The following is a 22,029-nucleotide window of genomic DNA, read 5'->3' on the forward strand; positions in this document are numbered from 1 at the left end:
GTCCATTCCGCCCTCTGGAGCCTGCCATGCGTCGAGTCCTGCCATCCATCCTGCGGCCCCTGTCGCGCCGCGCCGCCGTGATCGGCACCGCGTTGAGCATCGCCGGTGCCGCCGCACTGCCCCTACCGGCCGCCGCCGAGGTCAAGGTGGGCGTGTCGGACTGGACGGGCTGGGTCGCCTGGTACGTCGCGCAGGAAAAGGGCTTCTTCAAGAAGCATGGCGCCGACGTCAAGCTGGTCTGGTTCGCCAACTACAGCGACTCCATCGCCGCGCTGTCCACCGGCCAGCTCGATGCCAACTCGCAGACCTGGTCCGACACCATGGGTCCGCTGGCCAAGAGCCTGCCGCTCAAGGCCATCCTGGTCAACGATAACTCCTCGGGCAACGATGCGCTGATGGTCAGCCCGAAGGTGAAGTCCTTCGCGGACCTCAAGGGCAAGTCGGTTGCGCTGGAGCAGTACAGCATCTCGCACTTCGTGCTGGCCAACGCGCTGGCGCGCAACGGGCTCAAGCCCAATGACGTGAAGATCGTCAACCTCTCCGCCGGCGATGCCGCCGCGGCGTTCATGACCGGCCGCGTCGAGGCCGCCGTGGTGTGGAACCCCTGGGTCAGCCAGATCGAGAAGAGCGGCAAGGGCCGGCCGCTGTTCACCTCCAGGGACATGCCGGGCCTGATCCCGGACCTGCTGGTGGCGCAGGACAAGGCGATCCAGGCCAAGCGCAAGGACCTGGTCGGCATGATCCGCGCCTGGTTCGACACCGTGGACTACATCGCCAAGCAGCCCGACGAGGCGGTGAAGATCATGGCCAAGGTGGTGAGCCTGCCGCCGGCCGACTACAAGGTGTTCCTGCCCGGCACCAGGTTCTTCGACGCCGCCGCCAACAAGGCCGCCTTCGACGCCAACAACCCGCTGTCGCTGACGGCGGTGGCGCCCACCATCAACGGCTTCCTGACGCAGCACAAGCTGGTCGAGGGCCAGCCCGAGGTGGCGCGCGGCCTGGACGGCTCGCTGCTGGCCGAAGCCCTCAACGTCAAGCCGTAAGGGGCCGCCATGCTGGCCATCCGCCAAGCCATTCCGCGCGGCGTCTACGGCGCGCTCGCCGTGGCCGGGCTGCTGCTGCCGCTGCTCACCTGGGCGCTGCTGGCCGCGCTGGGCCGGGTCGATCCGGTGTTCCTGCCCGGCCCGGGCCAGGTGCTGGAGCGCATCCGCAGCTGGGCCCTGGACGACAACCTGCTGGCCGACACCGGCATCAGCGTGATGCGCGTGGTGGCGGGCTGGGCGCTGTCGGCGCTGATCGCGCTGCCGCTGGGCTTGTTCATCGGCACCTGGCGGGCGGTGCAGGCGCTGCTGGAGCCGCTGACCGACTTCATCCGCTACATGCCGGCCGTGGCCTTCATCCCGCTGGTGATGCTGTGGGTGGGCATCGACGAGGGCGCCAAGGTCGCCATCATCTTCATCGGCACCTTCTTCCAGATGGTGCTGATGGTGGCCGAGGACGTGCGCCGCGTGCCCATGGCGCAGATCGAGGCCGCGCAGACCATGGGCGCCACGCGCACCGAGATCGTCGAGAAGGTGATCATCCCCAGCGCCAAGCCCGCGCTGCTGGACACGCTGCGCGTGACCATGGGCTGGGCCTGGACCTACCTCGTGGTCGCCGAGCTGGTGGCCGCCAACTCGGGCCTGGGCTTCGCCATCCTGAAGGCGCAGCGCTTCCTGCAGACCGACAAGATCTTCGCCGGCATCCTGCTGATCGGCCTCATCGGCCTGGCCATCGATCAAGTCTTCCGGCTCGTACACCGCCGCGCTTTCCCGTGGCTCAAAGGACGGCATTGAGATGGACATGAGCATTCCCTTCTTCAAGGCCGATGCGGCCGCATCCGACAAAGCGGCGCCGCTGATCGAGTGCGCCGGACTGTGGAAGTTCTATCCCGGGGTTGAAACGCCCGCGCTGCAGGACGTGAACCTGCAGGTGCGCGAGAACGAGTTCGTCACCCTGGTCGGCGCCTCGGGCTGCGGCAAGTCCACGCTGCTGCGCACGCTCGCCGGCCTGGAGACGCACAGCCGCGGCACGCTCAGCGTCGACGGCACGCCGGTCACCGGACCCGGCCCGGACCGTGCCATGGTGTTCCAGCACTACAGCCTGTACCCGTGGCTGACGGTGCTGGAGAACATCCGCTTCACGCGCCAGCTCAAGGCGCATACGAAGGACCGCACCAGCGCCGACGTGGAGGCGGCTTCCGGCCGCGCCGATGCGCTGCTGCAGCTGATGGGCCTGACCAGCGTCGCCAAGGCGTACCCGAACCAGCTCAGCGGCGGCATGCAGCAGCGCGTGGCGATTGCCCGCGCGCTGATGAGCCGCCCGCCCATCGTGCTGATGGACGAACCCTTCGGCGCGCTGGACGCGCAGACGCGCGAGGTGATGCACGACCTCATCGCCCATGTGCACCGCCAGGAGAAGAGCACCGTCGTCTTCGTCACGCACGACGTGGGGGAGGCGATCTACCTGGGCCACCGCGTGGTGCTGATGGCGCCCCGGCCCGGGCGCATCGACAGCATCCACGAGGTGCCGCTGCCCGCGCGCCGCAGCCAGGACATGAAGCTCTCGCCCGCGTTCCTGGGCCTCAAGCGAACCATCCTCGACCGCATCCGCGACACCTCCGGCATGCGCACCGATCTCGAACTGCTGCAGAAGCTCAGCGCGTCGCCCGACGGCGCCGGCCTGTGACGACTCAAGGAGCCTCATCCATGGAAGCCTGGAACGACACCCTGGACAACCCCCCGCTGGCCGAGCCGGTGGATGCCATCCCGCACTGGCGCCGCTTCGCCGCGGACCTCGACCCCGCGCGCGTGATGTGGAGCGAGATCGTGCCCGGCGGCGGCCACTGGTCGGCCGTGATGCCGCGCGGCAGCCGGCTGCGCATGGTCGCGCTCGAAGCCGGCGCCAACTTCAGCCTCGTCCTGTACTCGGCGCGCGAGAAGCTGGAGCGCTACAACATGCCCGACTCGCTCAAGGCCCAGCACACCGCGCACTACACGCGCGGCCACGTGCTGATGAGCGACATGGGCCGCGCGCTGGCCTCCATCACCCGCGACAGCCTGGGCTGGCACGACCCGCTGGGCGCGCTGCTGGACGCCGGGCGGCTGGCAGGCAAGTACGGCACGCAACCGTTCCAGATCCACCGCAACGCCATGTACCGCAGCGGCAAGGACGGGCTGCTGATCGAGATCGGCAAGCATGGTCTCTCCAAGCGCGACCTGATCGCGCCGGTGAACTTCTTTTCCAAGGTCCGCGTGGACGAGGAGGGCCGCTTTCACTATGTGCCCGACCACGCGCCGGCCGGGGCGGAAGTGGAAGTGCGCTTCGACATGGACACGCTGATCGCCTTCAGCACCGCGCCGCATCCGCTGGACCCGTCGCCCGCGTATGCGCCGAAGAAGGTGGGGCTGGCAGCCTGGCGCTCCGGCCCGGCGCCCGCGGATGACCATTGCCGCCGCTTCCGCCCGGAGTGCGCGCGTGCGATGCACAACGCTGATCTGATGTACCTGTGAGGGAGCAAAGAGCCATGACTTCCGCCACCGCCATCCGCCTGCGCGAGAGCCCCCTGGACCCGGCCCACGCCGTGCACGACCACACGCTGCCCGCGGGCGAGCCCTACCTGCTTGCGATCGAGAAGGGGCAGACGCTGCGCATCGTGGACCTGGAAGGCAACCAGGCCGTGGACGTGATCTTCTACAACCGCGACGACCCGGCCGAGCACTACAGCGCCACCGACACCATGCTGCGCCAGGGCGGCATTTACCTGACGACGGACTCGGTGCTGGTCTCCAATGAGGGCCGCGCCATGCTGACCATCGTGGCCGACACCTGCGGACGCCACGACACGCTGGGCGGCGCCTGCGCGTCGGAGAGCAATACCGTGCGCTACGCGCTGCAGAAGAAGTTCATGCACAGCTGCAGGGACAACTACCTGCTGGCCTTGCAGCAGGCCGACATCGGCCTGGGCAAGCGCGACCTGGTGCCCAACCTCAACTTCTTCATGAACGTGCCGGTCACGCCCGAAGGCGGCCTGCAGTTCGCGGACGGCGTCTCGGCGCCGGGCAAGTACGTGGAACTGCGCGCCGAGATGAACCTGTGGATGCTGGTGTCCAACTGCCCGCAGCTCAACAACCCGTGCAACGCCTACAACCCGACGCCCGCGCGCTTCCTGCTCTGGAACGCCTAACCCGCTAGACCTCGTACCCGGCACCCGCAGCGTGCCGGCCAGCCGGGACGACCCGGCTGCGCACATGAATCCCCGGCGGGACGACCCGCCAGCGCCGACGAGGCCGTTTCCATGTTCGACACCGTCCTGATCGCCAACCGCGGTGCCATCGCCTGCCGCATCATCCGCACGCTGCGTGTCCTGGGTCTGAAGTCCGTGGCCGTGTATTCCGAGGCCGACGCCGATTCGCGCCATGTCGCCCTGGCCGACCAGGCCGTGTGCATCGGCCCCGCGCCCGCGGCGCAGAGCTACCTCGACGCCGAGCGCATCCTGGCGGTTGCGCGCGAAACCGGCGCCGGCGCCATCCACCCCGGCTACGGCTTTCTGTCCGAGAACCCCGGCTTCGCCCAGGCCTGCGAGGACGCCGGCATCGCCTTCATCGGCCCCACCGCCGCGCAGATGCGCGCTTTCGGCCTCAAGCACACGGCTCGCGAATTGGCCGAAACCCACGGCGTGCCGCTGCTGCCCGGCAGCGCGCTGCTGAGTGACGCGGCCGAAGCCCGGCGCGAGGCCGCGCGCATCGGCTACCCCGTGATGCTCAAGAGCACCGCTGGCGGCGGCGGCATCGGCATGCGGCTGGTGCGCAGCGAGGCCGAGCTGGATACGGCCTGGGAGGCGGTGGAGCGCCTGGCGCGCGCCAACTTCAAGGACGCCGGCCTGTTCCTGGAGAAGTTCGTCGAGCAGGCGCGCCACATCGAGGTGCAGCTTTTCGGCGACGGCGAAGGCCACGTGGTCGCCCTGGGCGAGCGCGACTGCTCGGCGCAGCGCCGCAACCAGAAGGTGATCGAGGAAACGCCCGCGCCGCACCTCGCTCCCGCCACCCGCCCGGCGCTGCTGGACGCGGCGGTGCGACTCGGCAAGGCCGTCAATTACCGCTCCGCCGGCACGGTGGAGTTCGTGCTGGACGCGCAGTCCGGCGCCTTCTACTTCCTGGAAGTGAACACGCGGCTGCAGGTCGAGCACGGCGTGACGGAGCAGGTCACGGGCACGGACCTGGTGGCCTGGATGGTGCAGCTCGCGCGTGGCGAGCGCTTCGAGCTGATGGCGCCCGAGCCGCAAGGCGCGTCCATCCAGGTGCGGCTGTACGCGGAAGATCCCGCGCGCAACTTCCAGCCCTGTGCCGGGCTGCTGACCGAGGTCGTCTTCCCGGAGGACGCGCGGGTGGAAACCTGGGTCGAGACCGGCAGCGAGGTGCCGCCGCACTACGACCCGATGATCGCCAAGCTGATCGTCACCGGCGGCACGCGCGAGGAGGCCGTCGAGAAGCTGCAGCGCGCGCTGGAGCAGACGCGGCTGGGCGGCATCGAGACCAACCTGCGCTACCTGCGCGCGCTGGCTGCCGACGACACTTTCGTCCAGGGCCGGGTGCTGACGCGCACGCTGGGCGGCATCGCCTGGAAGCCACAGGCCTTCGAGGTGCTGGAGCCCGGCGTGCAGACCACCGTGCAGGACTGGCCCGGCCGCAGCGGCTACTGGGACATCGGCGTGCCGCCCTCCGGCCCCATGGACGAGCTGGCGCACCGCCTGGCGAACCGGCTGGTAGGCAACGCCCCTGAGGCCGCGACGCTGGAATGCACGCTCACCGGCCCGACGCTGCGTTTCCATGCCGACGCGCTGGTGGCCGTCACCGGCGCGCCCATGGCGGCCACGCTGGACGGGCAGCCTTTCCCGCTGTACGAGCCGCGCACCGTGCCGGCCGGGAGCGTGCTCAAGCTCGGGGCCGTCGAGGGCGCCGGCGCGCGCAGCTACCTGGCGGTGCAGGGCGGGCTGGACCTGCCGCTGTACCTGGGCAGCCGCTCCACCTTCACGCTGGGCCAGTTCGGCGGCCATGCCGGGCGCACGCTGCGCGCGGGCGACATGCTGCACATGGGAGATGACGTGGCCGGCTCGCCGGCACCGGCACTGCCCGCCGCGCTGCGCCCGCCACTCACGCGCCACTGGGACATCGCCGTGCTGTACGGCCCGCATGGCGCGCCGGACTTCTTCACGCCCGCGGACATCGAGGCCGTGTTCGGCACCGACTGGGAGGTGCACTACAACTCCAGCCGCACCGGCGTGCGCCTGATCGGCCCCAAGCCACAGTGGGCACGGCCCGACGGCGGCGAGGCGGGCTTGCACCCCTCCAACATCCACGACAACGCCTATGCCATCGGCGCCATCGATTTCACCGGCGACATGCCGGTGATCCTCGGCCCGGACGGCCCCAGCCTGGGCGGCTTCGTCTGCCCGGGCGTGGTGGTCGGCGCCGAGCGCTGGAAGCTGGGGCAATTGCGCCCTGGCGACAAGCTGCGCTTCCGCTGCGTCAGCCTGGAGGAGGCCCAGGCGCTGCAGGATGCGCAGGACGCGCTGGTGCATTCCCTCGCTGAACCGCTGGCGGAGCTGCCGGCGGGCACGGCGCCGGCGGAGATTGCGGCGGCGCTGAGCCCGGTGATCTACAGCGAGCCGGCCGAGGGCGAGCTGCCGGCGATGGCGATCCGCCAGGCCGGCGACCGCTACCTGCTGCTGGAATACGGCCCGCTGGTGCTGGACATCGAGCTGCGCTTCCGCGTGCACGCCCTGCAGCAGGCGCTGCAGGCCGAGCGCGACGCGGGCCGGCTGCCCGGCATCGTGGACATGACGCCCGGCATCCGCTCGCTGCAGCTGCATTTCGACCCGAAGCGGCTGCCGCGCGCGGTGCTGTTGAAGGCGCTCATTGCCGCCGAGCACGCGCTGCCGGCGGTGGACCAAATTGAAGTGCCTACACGCACCGTCTGGCTGCCGTTGTCCTGGGACGACCCGGCCACGAAGCTGGCGATCGAGAAGTACATGCAGTCGGTGCGGCCGGACGCGCCCTGGTGCCCGAGCAACATCGAGTTCATCCGGCGCATCAACGGGCTGGAAAGCATCGAGGACGTGTACCGCACCGTCTTCGAGGCCAGCTACCTGGTGATGGGGCTGGGCGACGTCTACCTGGGTGCGCCGGTGGCCACGCCGCTGGACCCGCGGCACCGCCTCGTCACCACCAAGTACAACCCGGCGCGCACCTGGACGCCGGAGAACGCGGTGGGCATCGGCGGCGCCTACATGTGCGTCTACGGCATGGAAGGGCCCGGCGGCTACCAGTTCGTGGGCCGCACGCTGCAGATGTGGAACCGCTGGCGCGACGAGCGCCAGGGCGCCGTCGAGTTCGAGGCCGGCAAGCCTTGGCTGCTGCGCTTCTTCGACCAGGTGCGCTTCTTTCCGGTCAGCCAGGAGGAGCTGCTGAAGATTCGCCGCGACTTCCCCGCCGGCCGCTACCGCCTGCGCATCGAGGAGGGGCATTTCAGCCTGGGCGAATACCGGGCTTTCCTGGAGCGCGAGGCCGCGTCCATCGCGGACTTCAAGCAGCGCCAGCAGGCGGCCTTCGAGGCCGAGCGCGAGCGCTGGCGCGCCGCGGGCCAAGCGGAGTACGTGGGCGAAGCTGAAGTTGCAGCCGCAACGCCTGATGGCGACCTGCCGCCGGGCGCGCGCGCCGTTGCCAGCGCCGTGCCGGGCAGCGTGTGGAAACTGCTCGTTGCGGAAGGCGACGAGGTGGAGGAGGGCCAGCCGCTGCTGGTGGTGGAGTCCATGAAGATGGAATTCCAGGTGCTGGCGCCCTGCGGCGGGCGCGTGTGGCGGCTCCATTGCCGCGAGGGCGGCGCGGTGAGCGCCGGGCAGGACGTGGTGGTGCTGGAAGCCGCCGAGGCAACGCAAGAGGTGACCGCATGAAGCTGCAAGAGCTTTCCTTTGACCTGGCCACGCTGCGCGCGGCCTACCTGTCGGGCGCCGTGACGCCGGCCCGGGTGATGGCGGAGGTGCTGCGCCGCATCGGCTCCGATGCGCATCACGCCTGGATTCATGTCGAGCCAGCCGAGGCGCTGCAGGCGCGCGTGGCCGCGCTGGCGGACCGCGACCCGGCCACGCTGCCGCTGTACGGCATTCCCTTCGCGGTGAAGGACAACATCGACCTCGCCGGAATACAGACCACGGCGGCCTGCCCGGACTTCGCCTATGTGCCCAGAGACTCCGCTTTCGTGGTGCAGCGCCTGGTCGACGCCGGCGCGATCCCGGTGGGAAAAACCAACCTGGACCAGTTCGCCACCGGCCTGAACGGCACGCGCTCGCCCTATGGCGCTTGCCGCAACGCCTTCGACCCGGAGCGCGTCTCCGGCGGCTCCAGCTCGGGCTCGGCCGTCAGCGTGGCGCTGGGGCAGGTGTCCTTCAGCCTGGGCACGGACACGGCCGGCTCCGGCCGCGTGCCGGCCGCCTTCAACCACCTCGTCGGCCTGAAACCCAGCCTCGGGCTGCTGTCGGCGCGCGGCGTGGTGCCGGCTTGCCGCACGCTGGACACGATCTCGGTGTTCGCCTTGACCGCCGAGGACGCGCACCGCATCTTCGCCGTGGCCCAGGCTTTCGATCCGGCGGATGCCTACGCCCGCCCGGCCGAGCCGCATGGCTTCGACTTTGGCCGCGCTCCCAGCTTCAGGTTGGGCGTGCCGCGGCCCGATCAGCGCGAGTTCTTCGGCGACCGGGCCTATGCCGACGCCTTCGAGGCTGCGCTGGCGCATGCGCAGTCACTGGGCGCCGAGCTGGTCGAGATCGATTTCGGACCCTTCCTGGAAACCGCGCGGCTGCTCTATGGCGGGCCCTGGGTGGCGGAGCGCTACCAGGCCATCCGTTCCTTCATCGAGGCCAAGCCGGAAGCGCTGTTTCCGGTGACGCGCGAGATCACCCTGGGCGGCAAGGCACCGCTGGCGGCCGATGCCTTCGCGGCGCAATACCGGCTGCGCGAGCTGAAACGGGTGTGCGACGCGGTGTGGGCGCGGGTCGATGCCGTGATCACGCCCAGCGCGCCCACGCATCCGACGATCGACGCGATGCTGGCCGAGCCGATCCAGCGCAACACCGAGCTGGGCCTCTACACCAACTTCATGAACCTGCTGGACTACGCCGCCGTGGCGGTGCCGGCCGGTTTCACCGCGGCCGGGCTGCCTTTCGGCGTGACGCTGTTCGCCCCGGCGCACCAGGACGTGCCGCTGCTGCACGCGGCGGCGCGCTGGCAGCGCTTGCTCACGGGCCGGGCCGCGACGCTGGGCGCCACCGGCGCGCCGCTGCCGCCGGCCGAGGCGGTCGCGCCGGCCGTGCCCTCGGGGCAGGTGCGGGTGGCGGTGTGCGGTGCGCACCTGGAGGGGCAGCCGCTGAATGGGCAGCTCACGCAGCGCGGCGCGCGGCTGGTGGCGCGCACCCGCACCGCGCCCGAATACCGCTTCTACGCCCTGGCTGGCGGCCCGCCGCTGCGGCCGGGGCTGGTGCGCGTGTCGGAAGGCGAGGAGGGCGCCGCGATCGAGGTGGAGGTGTGGGAGCTGCCCGCGCGCCATTTCGGCAGTTTCGTGGCCGGCATCCCGGCGCCGCTGGGCATCGGGACCACGCTGCTGGCCGACGGCAGCCGCGTCCCCGGTTTCATCTGCGAGCCCCTCGGCGTGGCGGGGGCACAGGAGATCACGCGGTTCGGCGGCTGGCGGGCGTTCCTGGCATCGCGCGCCGGGTGATCCGTTTCCGCCCGGGAGCGCCGGGGTGGCTGGACGGAAGCCTCAGGCGCTGCCGTGTCCGCCCCGTGCCGCCGATGGTGTGAGCCGCTGCGGCGCGGCCGTGGTGATTGCACTCCTGGCGCTGCGGTACCGCGCCTTGCGCACCCGGCGGCATTCCGGTGCGAAGGAAGGAGGTTGCGAGCGTTGGTGCCAACGCCGGCGCCACACCACGAGCCGCTGCCTGATGCCCGTGGCGAGGCTAAAGAGCAAAAACTTCATGGCGGCGAAGGTGCCAGCGGCCCGGCCACGCCACAACCGGGCGGCTCGCCCGGCACTCCCGGGTTCGGCCCGGGCCCCGGCCTCGGGCATGCGCTGAAAAGGCGCGCCCAGCATCCGGCATGCCATTGCGGCGCGGGAGGCCACCAGCCGGGGGCCTTTCCGGACCGCTCCGCATGCCTTGATACACAGCGCGCACGAGGTCACAAACGGCCCGCGGCCGGGGGCGGCACGATCCGTGGGCATCGATCCCGGGCCGGAGCGGCTTCTCACACTCCGCTCCGACGGCACCTTGCCTGCGCCGGCCGGCGTGTCGCGCAAGGAGCTGCGGCGTTCCGGGACCACGGACGGAGGAGCTGCATGACCCGCCTGAGACCGCGCACCGCCCTGGCTGCCTTGCCCCTGATCGTCGCCGCCTGCGGTGGGGGCTCGCCGGGTGAGCCGGCGGCGGGAAGCCGCGAGTCGGGGCAGCAGGCGGGCGCCGGCCTCGCCGAGGAGGGCTTCGCGCTGCGCGTGCTGTCCAGCCCGGCGCAGTACGTGTCGGGCGGCGATGCCCGCATCGAGCTGCGCGCGCCGCGCGCCCTGCATGAGCAGCTGGAGCTGTGGGTCAACGGCGCCAAGGCGCGGCTGCAGCTCGACAGCGACGGTGACCGCCTGGAGGGCGTGGTCACCGGCTTGGCCAAGGGCAACAACCGGCTGGTGCTGAAGCAGGCTGGCCGCCGCGTCGTGCTGGCCTCGCTCACGCTCACCAATTACCCGATCACCGGGCCGATGTTCTCCGGTCCGCAGCAGCAGCCCTTCGTCTGCACCACCCACCAGGTCGGCCGCCAGCCGCTGGTGGACGCCGCCAGCCCGCCGGGCTTCCCGGTGCTCAATGCGAAGGGCGACAAGATCGGCTACAGCAAGGACTGCTCGATCGAGACCTTCACCACCTACTGGTACCGCTCCACCGGCGAGCTCTGGCGGCGGCTGCCGCTCAACGGCTCCCGGCCGGCCGACATCAGCACCATCACCCTGGCCGACGGCCGCCAGGTGGACTTCGTGGTGCGCCAGGAGCGCGGCACCATCAACCGCTTCCTCTACAGCTTCGCGATGCTGGCGCCGCTCGGCGAGAACCCGGCGCGGCCCGACACCCGGCTGTGGAACGGGCGCCTCGTGTACTACTTCCAGGGCGGCGTGGGGGTGGGCCACACGCAGGGCTCGATGCCCAACGGCGCGATGGCGCCGGAGTTGTTGAGCCAGGGCCATGCCATCGTGGTCAGCAGCGGCAACAACACCCGCACCCAGTACAACCTGCAGGTCGCCGCCGAGACCGCGATCATGACCCGCGAGCGCTTCATCGAACGCTACGGCCTGCCGCTGTACACCGTGGGCTACGGCGGGTCGGGCGGCGCCGTGCAGCAGTATTTCCTGGCGCAGAACCACCCCGGCATCCTGGACGCGGTGCTGCCGTCGCAGAGCTACCCCGACATCGTCACGCAGATGCTCTACGTCGGCGACTGCGAGCTGCTGGAGCACTACATGGACGTGACCGACCGCGACAACCCGCGCTGGTCGCAGGCCAAGGCGCGCTCGCTGCTGATCGGCCTCAATGGCGAGCCGGGGCCGACCGACCGGATGAGCGCCATCAAGCCGCGCATCGGCCTGGCCGGCGCCAGCATGAGCACCGGCTTCACCGAATGCTCGCGCTCCTGGCGCGGCCGGCAGGCTTGGTTCATGAACCCGCGCTACGGCGGCGCCACCAACGACGAGCTCATGGAGCCGCCGGGCCTCATGGACACGGTGCAGTGGACCCACTACGACAACCTGCGCAACATCTACGGCGTGGACAAGGAGGGCCAGCCGCGCACCACCTGGGACAACGTGGGCGTGCAGTACGGGCTGGAGAGCCTGAAGCGGGGCGCGATCACGCCGCAGGAGTTCCTGGACTTGAACTGGAAGGTCGGCGGCTGGAAGCAGCCCAAGGAGATGGTGCAGGAGGGCTATCCGCTGCTGCCCGGCATCACGGGCGCGATGGCGGTGGAGAACCCGGCGCTGTTCGACCCGTGGAGCCGGCGCAACATGAACCTGGGCTGGACCAACTACCGGCCGGCGCCGCGCACCGTGGGCAACCTCAACGCCATGCGCGCCGCCTACACCTCGGGCACGGTGTTCACCGGCCACATGCCGCTGCCGGCCATCGACCACCGCTTCTACCTGGAGCGCGAGCTGGACATGCACAACGTGCGCCAGAGCTTCGTGGTGCGCCAGCGCGTGCGGCAGGCGCTGGGCAGCGCCGAGCACCTGGTGATCTGGTTCACCGACTCGCGCCCCGGCGTGGCCAGGCCGGACCAGAGCCTGCGGGCGCTGGCGGTGATGGAGGAATGGCTGGCCAACATCCGCGCCAACCCGGACAAGAGCGTGGCGCAGAACCGCCCCGCGCGCGCCGTGGACAGCTGCTTCGACGCCCAGGGCCGGCTCCTGCACGCGGGCCCCGAGGTCTGGAACGGCATCCTCGACGACAAGCCCGCGGGCGCCTGCACGCGCGCCTTCCCGATGTTCGGCACCTCGCGCACGGTGGCCGGCGCCCCCTTCGACGGCAGCGTCTTCCGCTGCGCGCTCAAGAGCGTGGACCAGGCCCTGGCCGACGGCACCTATGCCCCCTGGCAGCCCGACGCCGCCGCGGTGGCGCGGCTCAAGCGCATGTTCCCGCAGGGCGTCTGCGACTACGGCAAGGGGGATCGAGCGCGGCCCTGAGGTGGCGGTGGCGCCCCGCCCACTTCTTGCGCGCACACCGCCCGCACGCACCCGCGCAGCCAGCGGTGCGCCGCATCCGCTTCCAGCCGCGGATGCCACAGCAGCGACACCGTGATCTCCGGCAAGGCCAGCGGCAGCGGGAAGTGCAGCAGCCCGGCACGCAGCCCGGCCGTGTGGCGCTCCGGCACGGTGGCGATGAGATCGGTGGCGCGGGCCAGCGCCAGCGCGGGCGAGAAGCCGCCGACCAGGGTGGCGATCCTGCGCCGTAGCGCCAAGGCCGCCAGGGCCGTGTCGATCGGTCCCAGGCCGGGTGCCGGACGGACGATGCCGACGTGCCGCCCGGCGGCATAGCGCTCGGGGCTGACCTCGCCTTCGCCCAGCGGGTGGCCCGGGCGCACCACGCCGACGAAGCGGTCGCGCAGCAGCGCCTGCGCGCGCAGCTCCGGCCCTGTCGCCTTGCCCAGCACGCCGGTTTCCAGATCGACGCTGCCGTCGCGCAGCGGCGTGCTGTCCTTGTCCGGCTTGGGCACGAAGCGCAGCGTCACGCCGGGCGCCTCCGCGCCCACGCGCTCGATCAGCGCCGGCCCGAAGGTCTCCACGAAGCCGTCGCTGGTGCGCAAGGTGAATGTCCGCTCCAGCCGGCCCAGGTCCAGATCGCGCGCCGGGCGCAGCGCCGCCTCGGCGTCCTGCACGATCTGCCGCACCCGCTCGCGCAGCTCCAGCGCCCGCGGCGAGGGCACCAGGCCGCGCCCGGCGCGCACCAGCAGCGGATCGCCCGTGGTCTCGCGCAGCCGCGCCAGGGTGCGGCTCATGGCCGACGGGCTCAGCTGCAGGCGCCGCGCGGCGCGCGCCACGCTGCCCTCGCTGAGCAGGACATCGAGGGTGAAGAGCAGGTTCAGGTCGGGCTTGGACATGGCATCGGTCGGGTGAGCGTAGCCGCCATGGCATGGCGTCTGGTGCACGAATGAAGTGCAGATGCTGCGCCTTCCGCCATGGCTGCCCGCCGCCTACCGTTGCTGCGAGGACTCCGCGTCCGGAGTTGCCGCAAGGAAAAGAGCCATGTCGAGGATTTCAGGAACGAGCGAGGCGGCCCTTGCCGCCGCGTGCGGCGCGCCCTCCGTGCGCCGGGCCCTGGCCAGCCTGTCGCTGTGCATGCTGCTGCCCGCGCTGGGCACCAGCATCGCCAACGTGGCGCTGCCCACCTTCACCCAGGCCTTCGGGGCTTCCTTCGGCGCCGTGCAGTGGGTGGTGCTGGCTTACCTGCTGGCCAACACCACCCTGATCGTCGGTGCCGGCCGCCTGGGCGACCTGCTCGGCCGGCGCCGGCTGCTGCTGATCGGCCTGGTCCTGTTCACGGTGGCGTCGCTGCTGTGCGCTGCGGCGCCGACGCTGGCGCTGCTGATTGCGGCCCGCGCCGTCCAGGGTGTGGGCGCGGCGCTGCTGATGGCGCTGGGCATGGCCTTGGTGGGCGAGACGGTGCCCAAGAAGCAGGCCGGCCGCGCCATGGGCCTGCTCGGCACCACCTCCGCCATCGGCACGGCGCTCGGCCCCTCGCTGGGCGGACTGCTGATCGCCGCTTTCGGCTGGCCAGCCTTGTTCCTGCTCAGCGCGGCGCTGGGGCTGCCGGCGCTGTGGCTCGCCTGGCGGTACCTGCCGGCCAGCCGACCGGCGTCTGACAAGGACCGTCCCGGCTTCGACCTTCCCGGCACGCTGCTGCTGGCCGCGACGCTGGCCGCCTACGCGCTGGCGATGACGCTGGGGCGCGGCCGTTTCGGCCTGCTCAACGCGGCGCTGCTGCTGGGCGCCGCGCTGGGCCTGGCGCTGTTCCTGTGGGTGCAAGCCCGTTCGGCGTCGCCGCTGGTCCGGCTGGCGCGGCTGCGCGACCCGGTCTTGGGCGCGGGTCTGGCGCTGAGCGTGCTGGTGTCGGCGGTGGTGATGGCCACGCTGGTGGTCGGGCCCTTCTACCTGGCCGGCGCGCTCGGCCTGGCGAGCGCCGCCGTGGGCCTGGTGATGTCGGCCGGCCCGGTGCTGTCCGCCCTGGCCGGCGTGCCGTCCGGGCGCCTGGTGGACCGCCTGGGGGCCCGGCGCATGAGCATGGCCGGGCTGCTCGGCATGGCGGCCGGTTGCGTGGCGCTGTGCCTGGTGCCGGCGGCCTGGGGCGTGGCCGGCTACGTGCTCGCCATCGCCATGCTCACGCCCGGCTACGCGCTGTTCCAGGCGGCCAACAACACCGCGGTCATGAACGACGTGCCCGCGGAGCAGCGCGGCGTGATCTCCGGGCTGCTGAACCTGTCGCGCAACCTGGGGCTGGTCACCGGGGCGTCGGTGATGGGCAGCGTGTTCGCGTTCGGGTCCGGCGCGCTGGACCTTGGCGCGGCGCCGCCGCAGGCCCTCACGGCCGGCCTGCGCGCCACCTTCGGCGTCGCGGCGGTATTGCTGGTGGCCGCGCTGGGCATCGCGGCGGCGAAGCTGGCCCATCGGCGGCCGGGCGCACGCTGCGGCGCCTGAGCGGCCGGCCCGGGCGCCGCGCGTGTCTTCAGAGCCGCATCACGTAGCGCGCGTAGGGCGCTCCGGCGATCGCGTCGAGGTCCTGGTCCTTGGTGAAACCCATGCGCAGGTACAGCGGCAGCGCCACCGTCATGGCCGGGCTGGTGTGCAGGCCGATGCACTCGGCGCCGTCCCGCCTGGCGCGGGCGATGCATTCCTCGGTCAGGCGCCGGCCGATGCCCCGATGGCGGCAGGCCGGGCGGGTCACCAGCATGCGCACCGACGGCCAGCCCTCGGGAAATATGACGGGATTGGAGGCCCCCGGTGGCATATAGGCCACCGCGCCGAAAATACGCTCAGGTCCGGCGGCGACGATCAATTCTCCTTTTTCCGCCAGGCCGGACATTTTGGCGATAGCCGCCAGCATGCCGTCCCACGCTCGAGGAGCGTAGCCCGGTTTTAAAATCTGCCAGGCCTCCAGTGCCAGGGCATTGACGGCGGCGTGCTCCGCGGCGGTGGCATTTCGGATGTCGTAAATGTGGTCGTCGTTGTCGTTGAATGAATGGGTCATTTTCTCCCTCGCAAGAATGCCACGGCATGATGACATGGGCAGCGCGCGGCATTCTTGGGCAGGGCCCCAGAACTTGCCGCGTTGCTGCGGCAGGTCAAGCTTATGGCCGGTTGACGCCTCTCATCGAATCTTTGGCGTTTCCGGCATTTGCCGCTATCGATCCATTTCAATCAGGTCCGCCGGCGTCAATATCGGTCCGTCACCATCACCAGACAGACCAGATTGAAAGGATGAACAGCCCTGTGCACGGACCGCAGCGTCAATGATGAGACTTCGACGCTGCATGGGGAGCATGACAGCTTGCCCGGCCCAAATGCTGCAAGATCATTTCGTGATCCTGAAGCGCCGCGGGATAGTCCGGCGCGATCTTGAGAGCTTCGTCAATATATTCATGAGCTTTCTCAAGATGTCCGCGGACGGCTTCGACGCTGCCAAGACCATTCCACGCGCTTGCATCCTTGGGGCGCTCGTCGAGCATGGTGCGAAAAACGTTTTCCGCCTGATTTAATGCCGTCTCAGCCTCGCCTTGGCGTTCGAGCCGCATCAAGGCCATGGCCTCATTTTTGTACAGGTAGCCGCGAGTCACTTTCAATATGGCATCTTCCGGATATAGAGGCAGCGCACGATCGAGCTCGGATTGAGATTTTTGCGCCAAAGCCAGGGCATCAGCGGCACGGCCATGCTCCAGAGAGTCAATGGACTTCATTTGCAGGTCGTACAGCATTTGCTGGGCTTGCTCCAGAGACATATCAGTTGCCCGCGGCACAATGAGGTCGCACACGCGTTCCATCAACCGTTGAATACCGGCAGCCCATCGCTTGGGCGGAAGAATCATGGCCTGCTGGAGAGCGAAACTTTTCAATTCATCAGGCAAGCACTGGGACGACGGCATATGGGCGTCGTCCACCAACACCGGCAAGACGGTGGCATGTCGATGCAACGCTTCGCAGACCTCCCAGCGAAGCACATCCTCCTTGTCGGCCAGGCGATGCCGGCCATCAGCATCAACCAGCCAATGCGGGCCAATGACAACCAAAAATACTTCGCAGGATGCAAGTTCCTGGCGGATGCTCTCCAGCCAGTTGCATCCCGGCTTGATATCTTCCACATCCTGGAACACGAGGTCATGACCAAAGCGCATTCCAATATGCCTGCACAATCGGGTGGCAGCTTGAGCACTGTCCGAGCGGCGGTATGAAATGAACACTCTGCTCATCGCTTTGCTCCTCTGATTGCCAAATCGATCGTTCTGCCAGTCGAGAATCTTTCCGTGTGCATTTGTCGATCGTGGCCGGCCATTCAGCCACCGTGACCGCCAGGTCGGTGGCGGTGCGGGGCGCTGCGCCGGGTTGCCAGTCTAGGTTGTGGCTGACGCGAATGTTCGAATAAAACATTGGCAAATCAATTTCTCCATTAATTACAACCAGTGGCATCGTGGACATCTCTTGGCTTGCCTGAACAAATGAGCCGTCAACTTGCCTTGAATTTAAAATTGTGTATCCAAACTATTGGCTTGCGGAAGACGGGCCAAGTGGGAGCGATAATGGATGATCCATGGCTCAAGGAGCTGGTATGCGCAAGGGTGGGTGCAATATTGCCGTCTTTATTGATGGCACGTGGAATCAGGCGGAAAGGGGCAAGCTCACCAATGTGCATAAGCTCTTCGCAAGGGTGCGGGAAAATACAATTGAAGGACGGGAGCAGCTGAAGATTTACCTGCCTGGTGTCGGCCGAAAGCCCAGGGCAGATATCGTCGGATCGAAGGATGCGGACTACGAGGTGCATCTGGCCCGGATTCTGAATCATGAAATGCCGCCAGGCACCATGGATTGGGAGAGAGGGCTTTGGGGTGGCGGGCTGGGGAAAGGCACGACTGAACGCATCAAGGCTGCTTATCATTTTATTTGCAGCAATTTCGTCAAAAAACGCCGGGATCGGGTTTACCTGTTCGGCTTCAGTCGCGGGGCATTCGCGGCACGTTCCATCGCTGGCTTCATCGACCATGTCGGGCTGCTGCTTGCCGAGCATTTGAAATACATACATCTGGCATATCGGATGTACGAAACCAGCGAAGATGCACGGCAGAGCAGCTTGAGAAAGTTTCTGTACGAGCTTACCGGGCGCGAAGCGGCTGGAATGGATGGCGAATTTTCGATACCAATCCATTTTCTGGGCGTTTGGGATACCGTGGCATCGTTGGGTCTGCCCTCAAGGCAAAACTGGTTCAGCGCGCCCTATACCGAGTATCGGCAGGTTGAAGTGCCGCCCGCGGTGATGTGCGCGCGACATGCGCTGGCATTGCACGAGCTTCGCGGCACGTTTGAGCCGTTGCTTTGGAAACCCGGGCGGCACCGGGATTTGAAGCAGGTCTGGTTTCCTGGGGCGCATGCTGATGTGGGGGGTGGCTACCCTGCGCAAGAAAGCTCGTACTCCAATATGGTCTTGCGCTGGATGGCTGAAGAGGCCTGTGACAAGGGCCTGGAAATTGATTTGGGAGGCCTTGAAAAGACGGTGAGTTCAACCGCGCACGGCATTCATCATGAGGTTCGTGGACCCTTCATCGGAAGCTTTCCTGTGCCGCGCATATGGTTGGAGGACGCAGTTGATACACGGGACGCGCAGGCGGTGCTCTCGACCTGTCACTTCCATGCAAGCGCCGTCGAATATTTGGAAAGGATCGATAAAGCAATGTATAAATTTAGGCATCCTTTTGTGAATTCCGCTTTGCGCAAAATTGACGCACTTGCATTGCGTCGCTTCATGCAACTCCGGCTGTCAGGGCAAGGCATAGTGGGTGTAGACGAGAAGCCAGAAAGTTCAAGCTTTCCGGGAAATGGCCGGCAGACCGCTTGCGACCCGTGGTGGGAGAGTGTTTCTCACGAGGAATGCAAGAAGTTTTTCAACGTGCTGAGCAACTTTCTCCAGAACCAGGGGGTTCCAAGTGAAGCGGAGTGCGAGGCTTTTGCGCGTGCCATGGCCTTGCATTATATTTTCAGAGGCGATTCGGCCTTCATAGGTGCCATGGATCGCATCTATAACCAAGTGCCATGCTACGATGGGGAGTCTCCATCGTCCGCCATATATCGTCAGGCGGATGCGTGGCTGCCTCGTGGCCAAGCTGTTGTCCGAGGTCTGAATCGCTGCGTGAAACTGCTTCAATCCTGCCCCACTGACATTGCAAGAGTTGGCGCCAGCCGGTTCCAAATGGGCGTGGAGTTGTTGGTTCAAAATCTAACGCACAGCGCCATCACACGAGGGGTGGAACTGTCCAGCGGCCCTCGTGGGCCGTTGCGGATCAAGCGCGGCAAAGCATGACGGTTTCATAGTCCTGCCTGGAATGACACGCGTCGGTGCAAAGGGGTGCCGAGCATTTTCAGATAGGGTCGGGTCTGTCGCGGCGGCAGCACATGCAGATCTCCCCGCACGCGAAGGAACTGCAGTTCGGGCAGCGCCAGGTGTGGATTCAAGGACGATCGGCCCGTGCCCGCCCACCGCTGCCGGGGCAGGCCCCGCGCTTGCACATGACGGGCTCCTTTCCCCTACACGCATGCATCCCAAGGAGACTCGCATGGCCTCTTTGTTCAAGTCCGTGGCCCTGGCCGCTTTCGGCGCGGCCGCCATGTACTACCTCGATCCCCAAACCGGGCCGCAGCGCCGCGCGCAGGCGCTCGGCAAGCTCAATGCACTGTCCACCGGCGCGCGCGGCACCGGCCGGGGCACCCTCGCCCAGGGCCGGGACGTGGGCGAGGGCTCGGGCGCGGCGTCGTCCGGCGCGGCCCAGGCCGACCGCAACCGCGAGCTGCGCGACCGCATCTACGCCGAGGTCGGCCGGCTGGCCCGCCAGCCCGACGGCATCGAGGTAGTGGTGCACGAGGGCAATGTCAGCCTGCGCGGCGAGGTGGTGTCGGACGACGAGCGCGACAGGCTGCTGTCCACCGTCCTGGCCATGCCGGGCGTGCTGCGCATCGACAACCGCCTCAAGGCGCGCGAGGAGGAGCCCAGCAGCCTGGCCGAGCTGGCCGTCAGCGGCGGCCTGGCCGCGGCCGAGGACGGCGCCGCGCCCCGGCCGGCCGGGCCGCCGTCGATCCTCTGAGCCGGGTGCCGTCCAGGCCGGCGGCTCCCCGCTTCACGGATTTCCGTCCCGCGCGCCGGCCTCGAAGGCCGACCGCGGTTTTACGGACAGGTCCGGAAAATGGTTCCGGGCGTTCATGCGTATTTTCCATGGATTTGAAGCCGTAGCTTGATGGACACTTGAGCAAATCCCGATTGCTGTGCCCGGCGCCAAAATTGATATTGATGGAAATATCGCAAGCCTGCCGCAAGCCACAGGCCCTTTGAGTCGGGTTTGTCAGGGTTTTTACGCGGGTGTCGAAAATTGCGTCACCGACTTTTTGGGAAAACGAGAAATATTCCCGCCGGGAGGCGGCCGGCAGATCGCTTGTGACAGTCTTGCCACAGTGTTTGGTTTTCAAAATTAACCATCCACAAAACCCGTCAAACCGGCAGTGAGCCATGCCGGCCCCGGGGAGGTCGCGGCTTCAGGCGCAGCAAGGCCTGGGGCTTGGCGACGGACCGCGTCAGCGAGGGAAAACCATGCGAAAGAACCTGCCCGTCACCGGCCGTGCGTACACCATTCCCCGTGGCGTGACGCTGATGTCCACCACGGACCTCGACAGCCACATCCGCTACGCCAACGCGGCCTTCATCCAGGTCAGCGGCTTCGAAGCCAAGGAGCTGATGGGGCAGCCGCACAACATGGTGCGCCATCCCGACATGCCGCCCCAGGCTTTCGGCGACATGTGGGACACGCTCAAGTCCGGCCTGTCCTGGACGGCGCTGGTGAAGAACCGGCGCAAGGACGGCGACCACTACTGGGTGCGGGCCAACGCCACGCCCATGCGCCGCAACGGCCAGGTGGTGGGCTACATGTCAGTGCGCACCCCGGCCACCGCGCAGGAGATCCAGGAGGCCGAGCAGCTGTATGCCGCGATGCGCGAAGGCCGCGCCGGCTCGCGCCGCCTCTACCGCGGCCTGGTGGTGCGCACCGGGCTGGCCAAGGTGCTGTCCGGCTTCCAGCTCATGTCGCTGCGCACGCGCCTGGCGCTGGGCACGGTGCTGGCCGGCGCCGTGCCGGGCGCCGCGGCGGTGGCGGCCGCGGCCGGCACGGGCAACCCCTGGCTGACGGCGGGCGCCGCCGGCGGCTGGCTGCTCAGCACCGCCGCGGCCACCGCCTTCCTGTGGCGCCAGGTGGCGACGCCGGTGCACTCGATCCTGGAACGCGCCAGCATCGTGGCCAGCGGCGAGGCGGCGCAGCCGCTGTCGCTGGACCGCGTGGACGACGTCGGGCTGCTGGCGCGCGCGGTCAATCAGGCCGGGCTGAACCTGCGCGCGCTGGTGGACGACGTGGCCGAGCAGGTCGGCGGCCTGGCTTCCGCCAGCCGCCAGATCGCCTCGGGCAGCCAGGACCTCAGCGGCCGCACCGAGCAGACCGCCGCCGCCCTGCAGCAGACGGCCGCGTCGATGGAGCAGATCACCCAGACCATCAAGCAGAACGCCACCACCTCCGCCGAGGCGCGCAAGCTCGCGGAGCAGGCCTCCGACGCCGCCAGCCATGGCGGCGAGGCGATGCAGCAGGTGGTGAGCCGGATGAGCGACATCCAGGCCCACAGCGCGCGCATCGCCGACATCATCAGCGTCATCGACGGCATCGCCTTCCAGACCAACATCCTGGCGCTCAACGCCGCGGTGGAGGCCGCGCGCGCGGGCGAGCAGGGCCGCGGCTTCGCGGTGGTGGCGGGCGAGGTGCGCTCGCTGGCGCAGCGCAGCGCCGAGGCGGCCAAGGAGATCAAGTCGCTGATCGAGGAGTCGGTGCAGCGCATCGACCAGGGCGGCCGCCACGTGGAGCAGGCCGGCGTGACCATCGCCCGCACCATCGAGCAGGTGCGGCGCGTGGCAGCGCTGGTGTCGGACATCACGGCGGTGTCGGAACAGCAGGGCCAGGGCGTGGAGCAGGTGCACGAGGCCATCGCCCAGCTCGACAGCACCACCCAGCAGAACGCCGCCCTGGTGGAACAGAGCGCCACCGCCGCCTCCTCCCTGAACCGGCAGGCCGGCCGGCTGGCCGAGGCGGTGGACGTCTACAAGAGCGCGCGCTGAGCGGGCGGGGCGCG

15 protein-coding genes are annotated in these 22,029 nt (G+C 68.7%); 12 read left to right on the forward strand and 3 right to left on the reverse strand.

From position 1 onward, the window contains the following. The first annotated feature begins 26 nt into the window (after positions 1-26). The 8 genes from HHL10_RS19485 (at position 27) to HHL10_RS19520 (ending at position 12,801) form a co-directional block, all read left to right on the forward strand. Complete coding sequence (locus HHL10_RS19485) at positions 27-1,043, forward strand: ABC transporter substrate-binding protein (protein WP_169162061.1); 1,017 nt, start codon at positions 27-29, stop codon at positions 1,041-1,043. Between the two features lie 9 nt (positions 1,044-1,052). Continuing rightward, positions 1,053-1,835, forward strand: a complete 783-nt coding sequence (locus HHL10_RS19490) for an ABC transporter permease (RefSeq protein WP_169162062.1) — start codon at positions 1,053-1,055, stop codon at positions 1,833-1,835. A 7-nt stretch (positions 1,836-1,842) separates the two neighbouring features. Beyond that, positions 1,843-2,727 carry an ABC transporter ATP-binding protein gene (locus HHL10_RS19495; protein WP_169162063.1) on the forward strand — a complete coding sequence of 295 codons (885 nt, stop codon included), beginning with the start codon at positions 1,843-1,845 and terminating at the stop codon, positions 2,725-2,727. Positions 2,728-2,852: 125 nt separating this feature from the next. Continuing rightward, positions 2,853-3,551, forward strand: coding sequence for an urea amidolyase associated protein UAAP1 (locus HHL10_RS19500; RefSeq protein WP_235971667.1), 699 nt, complete (start codon positions 2,853-2,855; stop codon positions 3,549-3,551). 32 nt (positions 3,552-3,583) lie between these two features. After that, entirely contained in the window at positions 3,584-4,225 is a 642-nt protein-coding gene (locus HHL10_RS19505; protein ID WP_310734637.1) for an urea amidolyase associated protein UAAP2, read from the forward strand. A 111-nt stretch (positions 4,226-4,336) separates the two neighbouring features. After that, positions 4,337-7,990, forward strand: a complete 3,654-nt coding sequence (gene uca / locus HHL10_RS19510) for an urea carboxylase (RefSeq protein WP_169162066.1) — start codon at positions 4,337-4,339, stop codon at positions 7,988-7,990. Further along, positions 7,987-9,810, forward strand: coding sequence for an allophanate hydrolase (atzF, locus tag HHL10_RS19515; protein WP_169162067.1), 1,824 nt, complete (start codon positions 7,987-7,989; stop codon positions 9,808-9,810). The genes uca and atzF overlap by 4 nt, the downstream gene beginning before the upstream one ends. A 615-nt stretch (positions 9,811-10,425) precedes the next feature. After that, complete coding sequence (locus tag HHL10_RS19520) at positions 10,426-12,801, forward strand: DUF6351 family protein (protein WP_169162068.1); 2,376 nt, start codon at positions 10,426-10,428, stop codon at positions 12,799-12,801. Here HHL10_RS19520 and HHL10_RS19525 read toward each other — a convergent pair. Further along, positions 12,771-13,715, reverse strand: a complete 945-nt coding sequence (locus HHL10_RS19525; protein WP_169162069.1) for a LysR family transcriptional regulator — start codon at positions 13,713-13,715, stop codon at positions 12,771-12,773. The two genes, HHL10_RS19520 and HHL10_RS19525, sit on opposite strands and share 31 nt — an antisense overlap. A 145-nt stretch (positions 13,716-13,860) precedes the next feature. Between HHL10_RS19525 and HHL10_RS19530 the strand changes: the two genes are divergently transcribed. Next, complete coding sequence (locus HHL10_RS19530; RefSeq protein WP_205833127.1) at positions 13,861-15,309, forward strand: MFS transporter; 1,449 nt, start codon at positions 13,861-13,863, stop codon at positions 15,307-15,309. 28 nt (positions 15,310-15,337) lie between these two features. Here HHL10_RS19530 and HHL10_RS19535 read toward each other — a convergent pair whose 3' ends face one another. Both HHL10_RS19535 and HHL10_RS19540 read right to left on the reverse strand, forming a co-directional pair. Continuing rightward, a complete protein-coding gene (locus HHL10_RS19535; protein ID WP_205833128.1) occupies positions 15,338-15,859 on the reverse strand; it encodes a GNAT family N-acetyltransferase in 522 nt (173 codons plus the stop codon). A 259-nt stretch (positions 15,860-16,118) separates the two neighbouring features. Beyond that, complete coding sequence (locus tag HHL10_RS19540; protein WP_169162072.1) at positions 16,119-17,075, reverse strand: toll/interleukin-1 receptor domain-containing protein; 957 nt, start codon at positions 17,073-17,075, stop codon at positions 16,119-16,121. A 338-nt stretch (positions 17,076-17,413) separates the two neighbouring features. Here HHL10_RS19540 and HHL10_RS19545 point away from each other — a divergent pair, with 338 nt between their 5' ends. The 3 genes from HHL10_RS19545 to HHL10_RS19555 all read left to right on the forward strand — a co-directional run bounded on the left by HHL10_RS19545 (position 17,414) and on the right by HHL10_RS19555 (position 22,015). After that, positions 17,414-19,174, forward strand: a complete 1,761-nt coding sequence (locus HHL10_RS19545) for a phospholipase effector Tle1 domain-containing protein (protein ID WP_169162073.1) — start codon at positions 17,414-17,416, stop codon at positions 19,172-19,174. Between the two features lie 253 nt (positions 19,175-19,427). After that, the gene (locus HHL10_RS19550; RefSeq protein ID WP_169162074.1) at positions 19,428-19,952 is read left to right on the forward strand and encodes a BON domain-containing protein; all 525 of its coding nucleotides are present in this window, start codon (positions 19,428-19,430) and stop codon (positions 19,950-19,952) included. A gap of 500 nt (positions 19,953-20,452) precedes the next feature. Beyond that, positions 20,453-22,015 (forward strand): methyl-accepting chemotaxis protein, encoded by a 1,563-nt coding sequence (locus HHL10_RS19555; RefSeq protein WP_169162075.1) that lies wholly within the window; start codon positions 20,453-20,455, stop codon positions 22,013-22,015. Positions 22,016-22,029: the final 14 nt, after the last annotated feature.

Source organism: Azohydromonas caseinilytica, from assembly GCF_012927045.1.
Lineage (GTDB): Bacteria > Pseudomonadota > Gammaproteobacteria > Burkholderiales > Burkholderiaceae_C > Azohydromonas > Azohydromonas caseinilytica.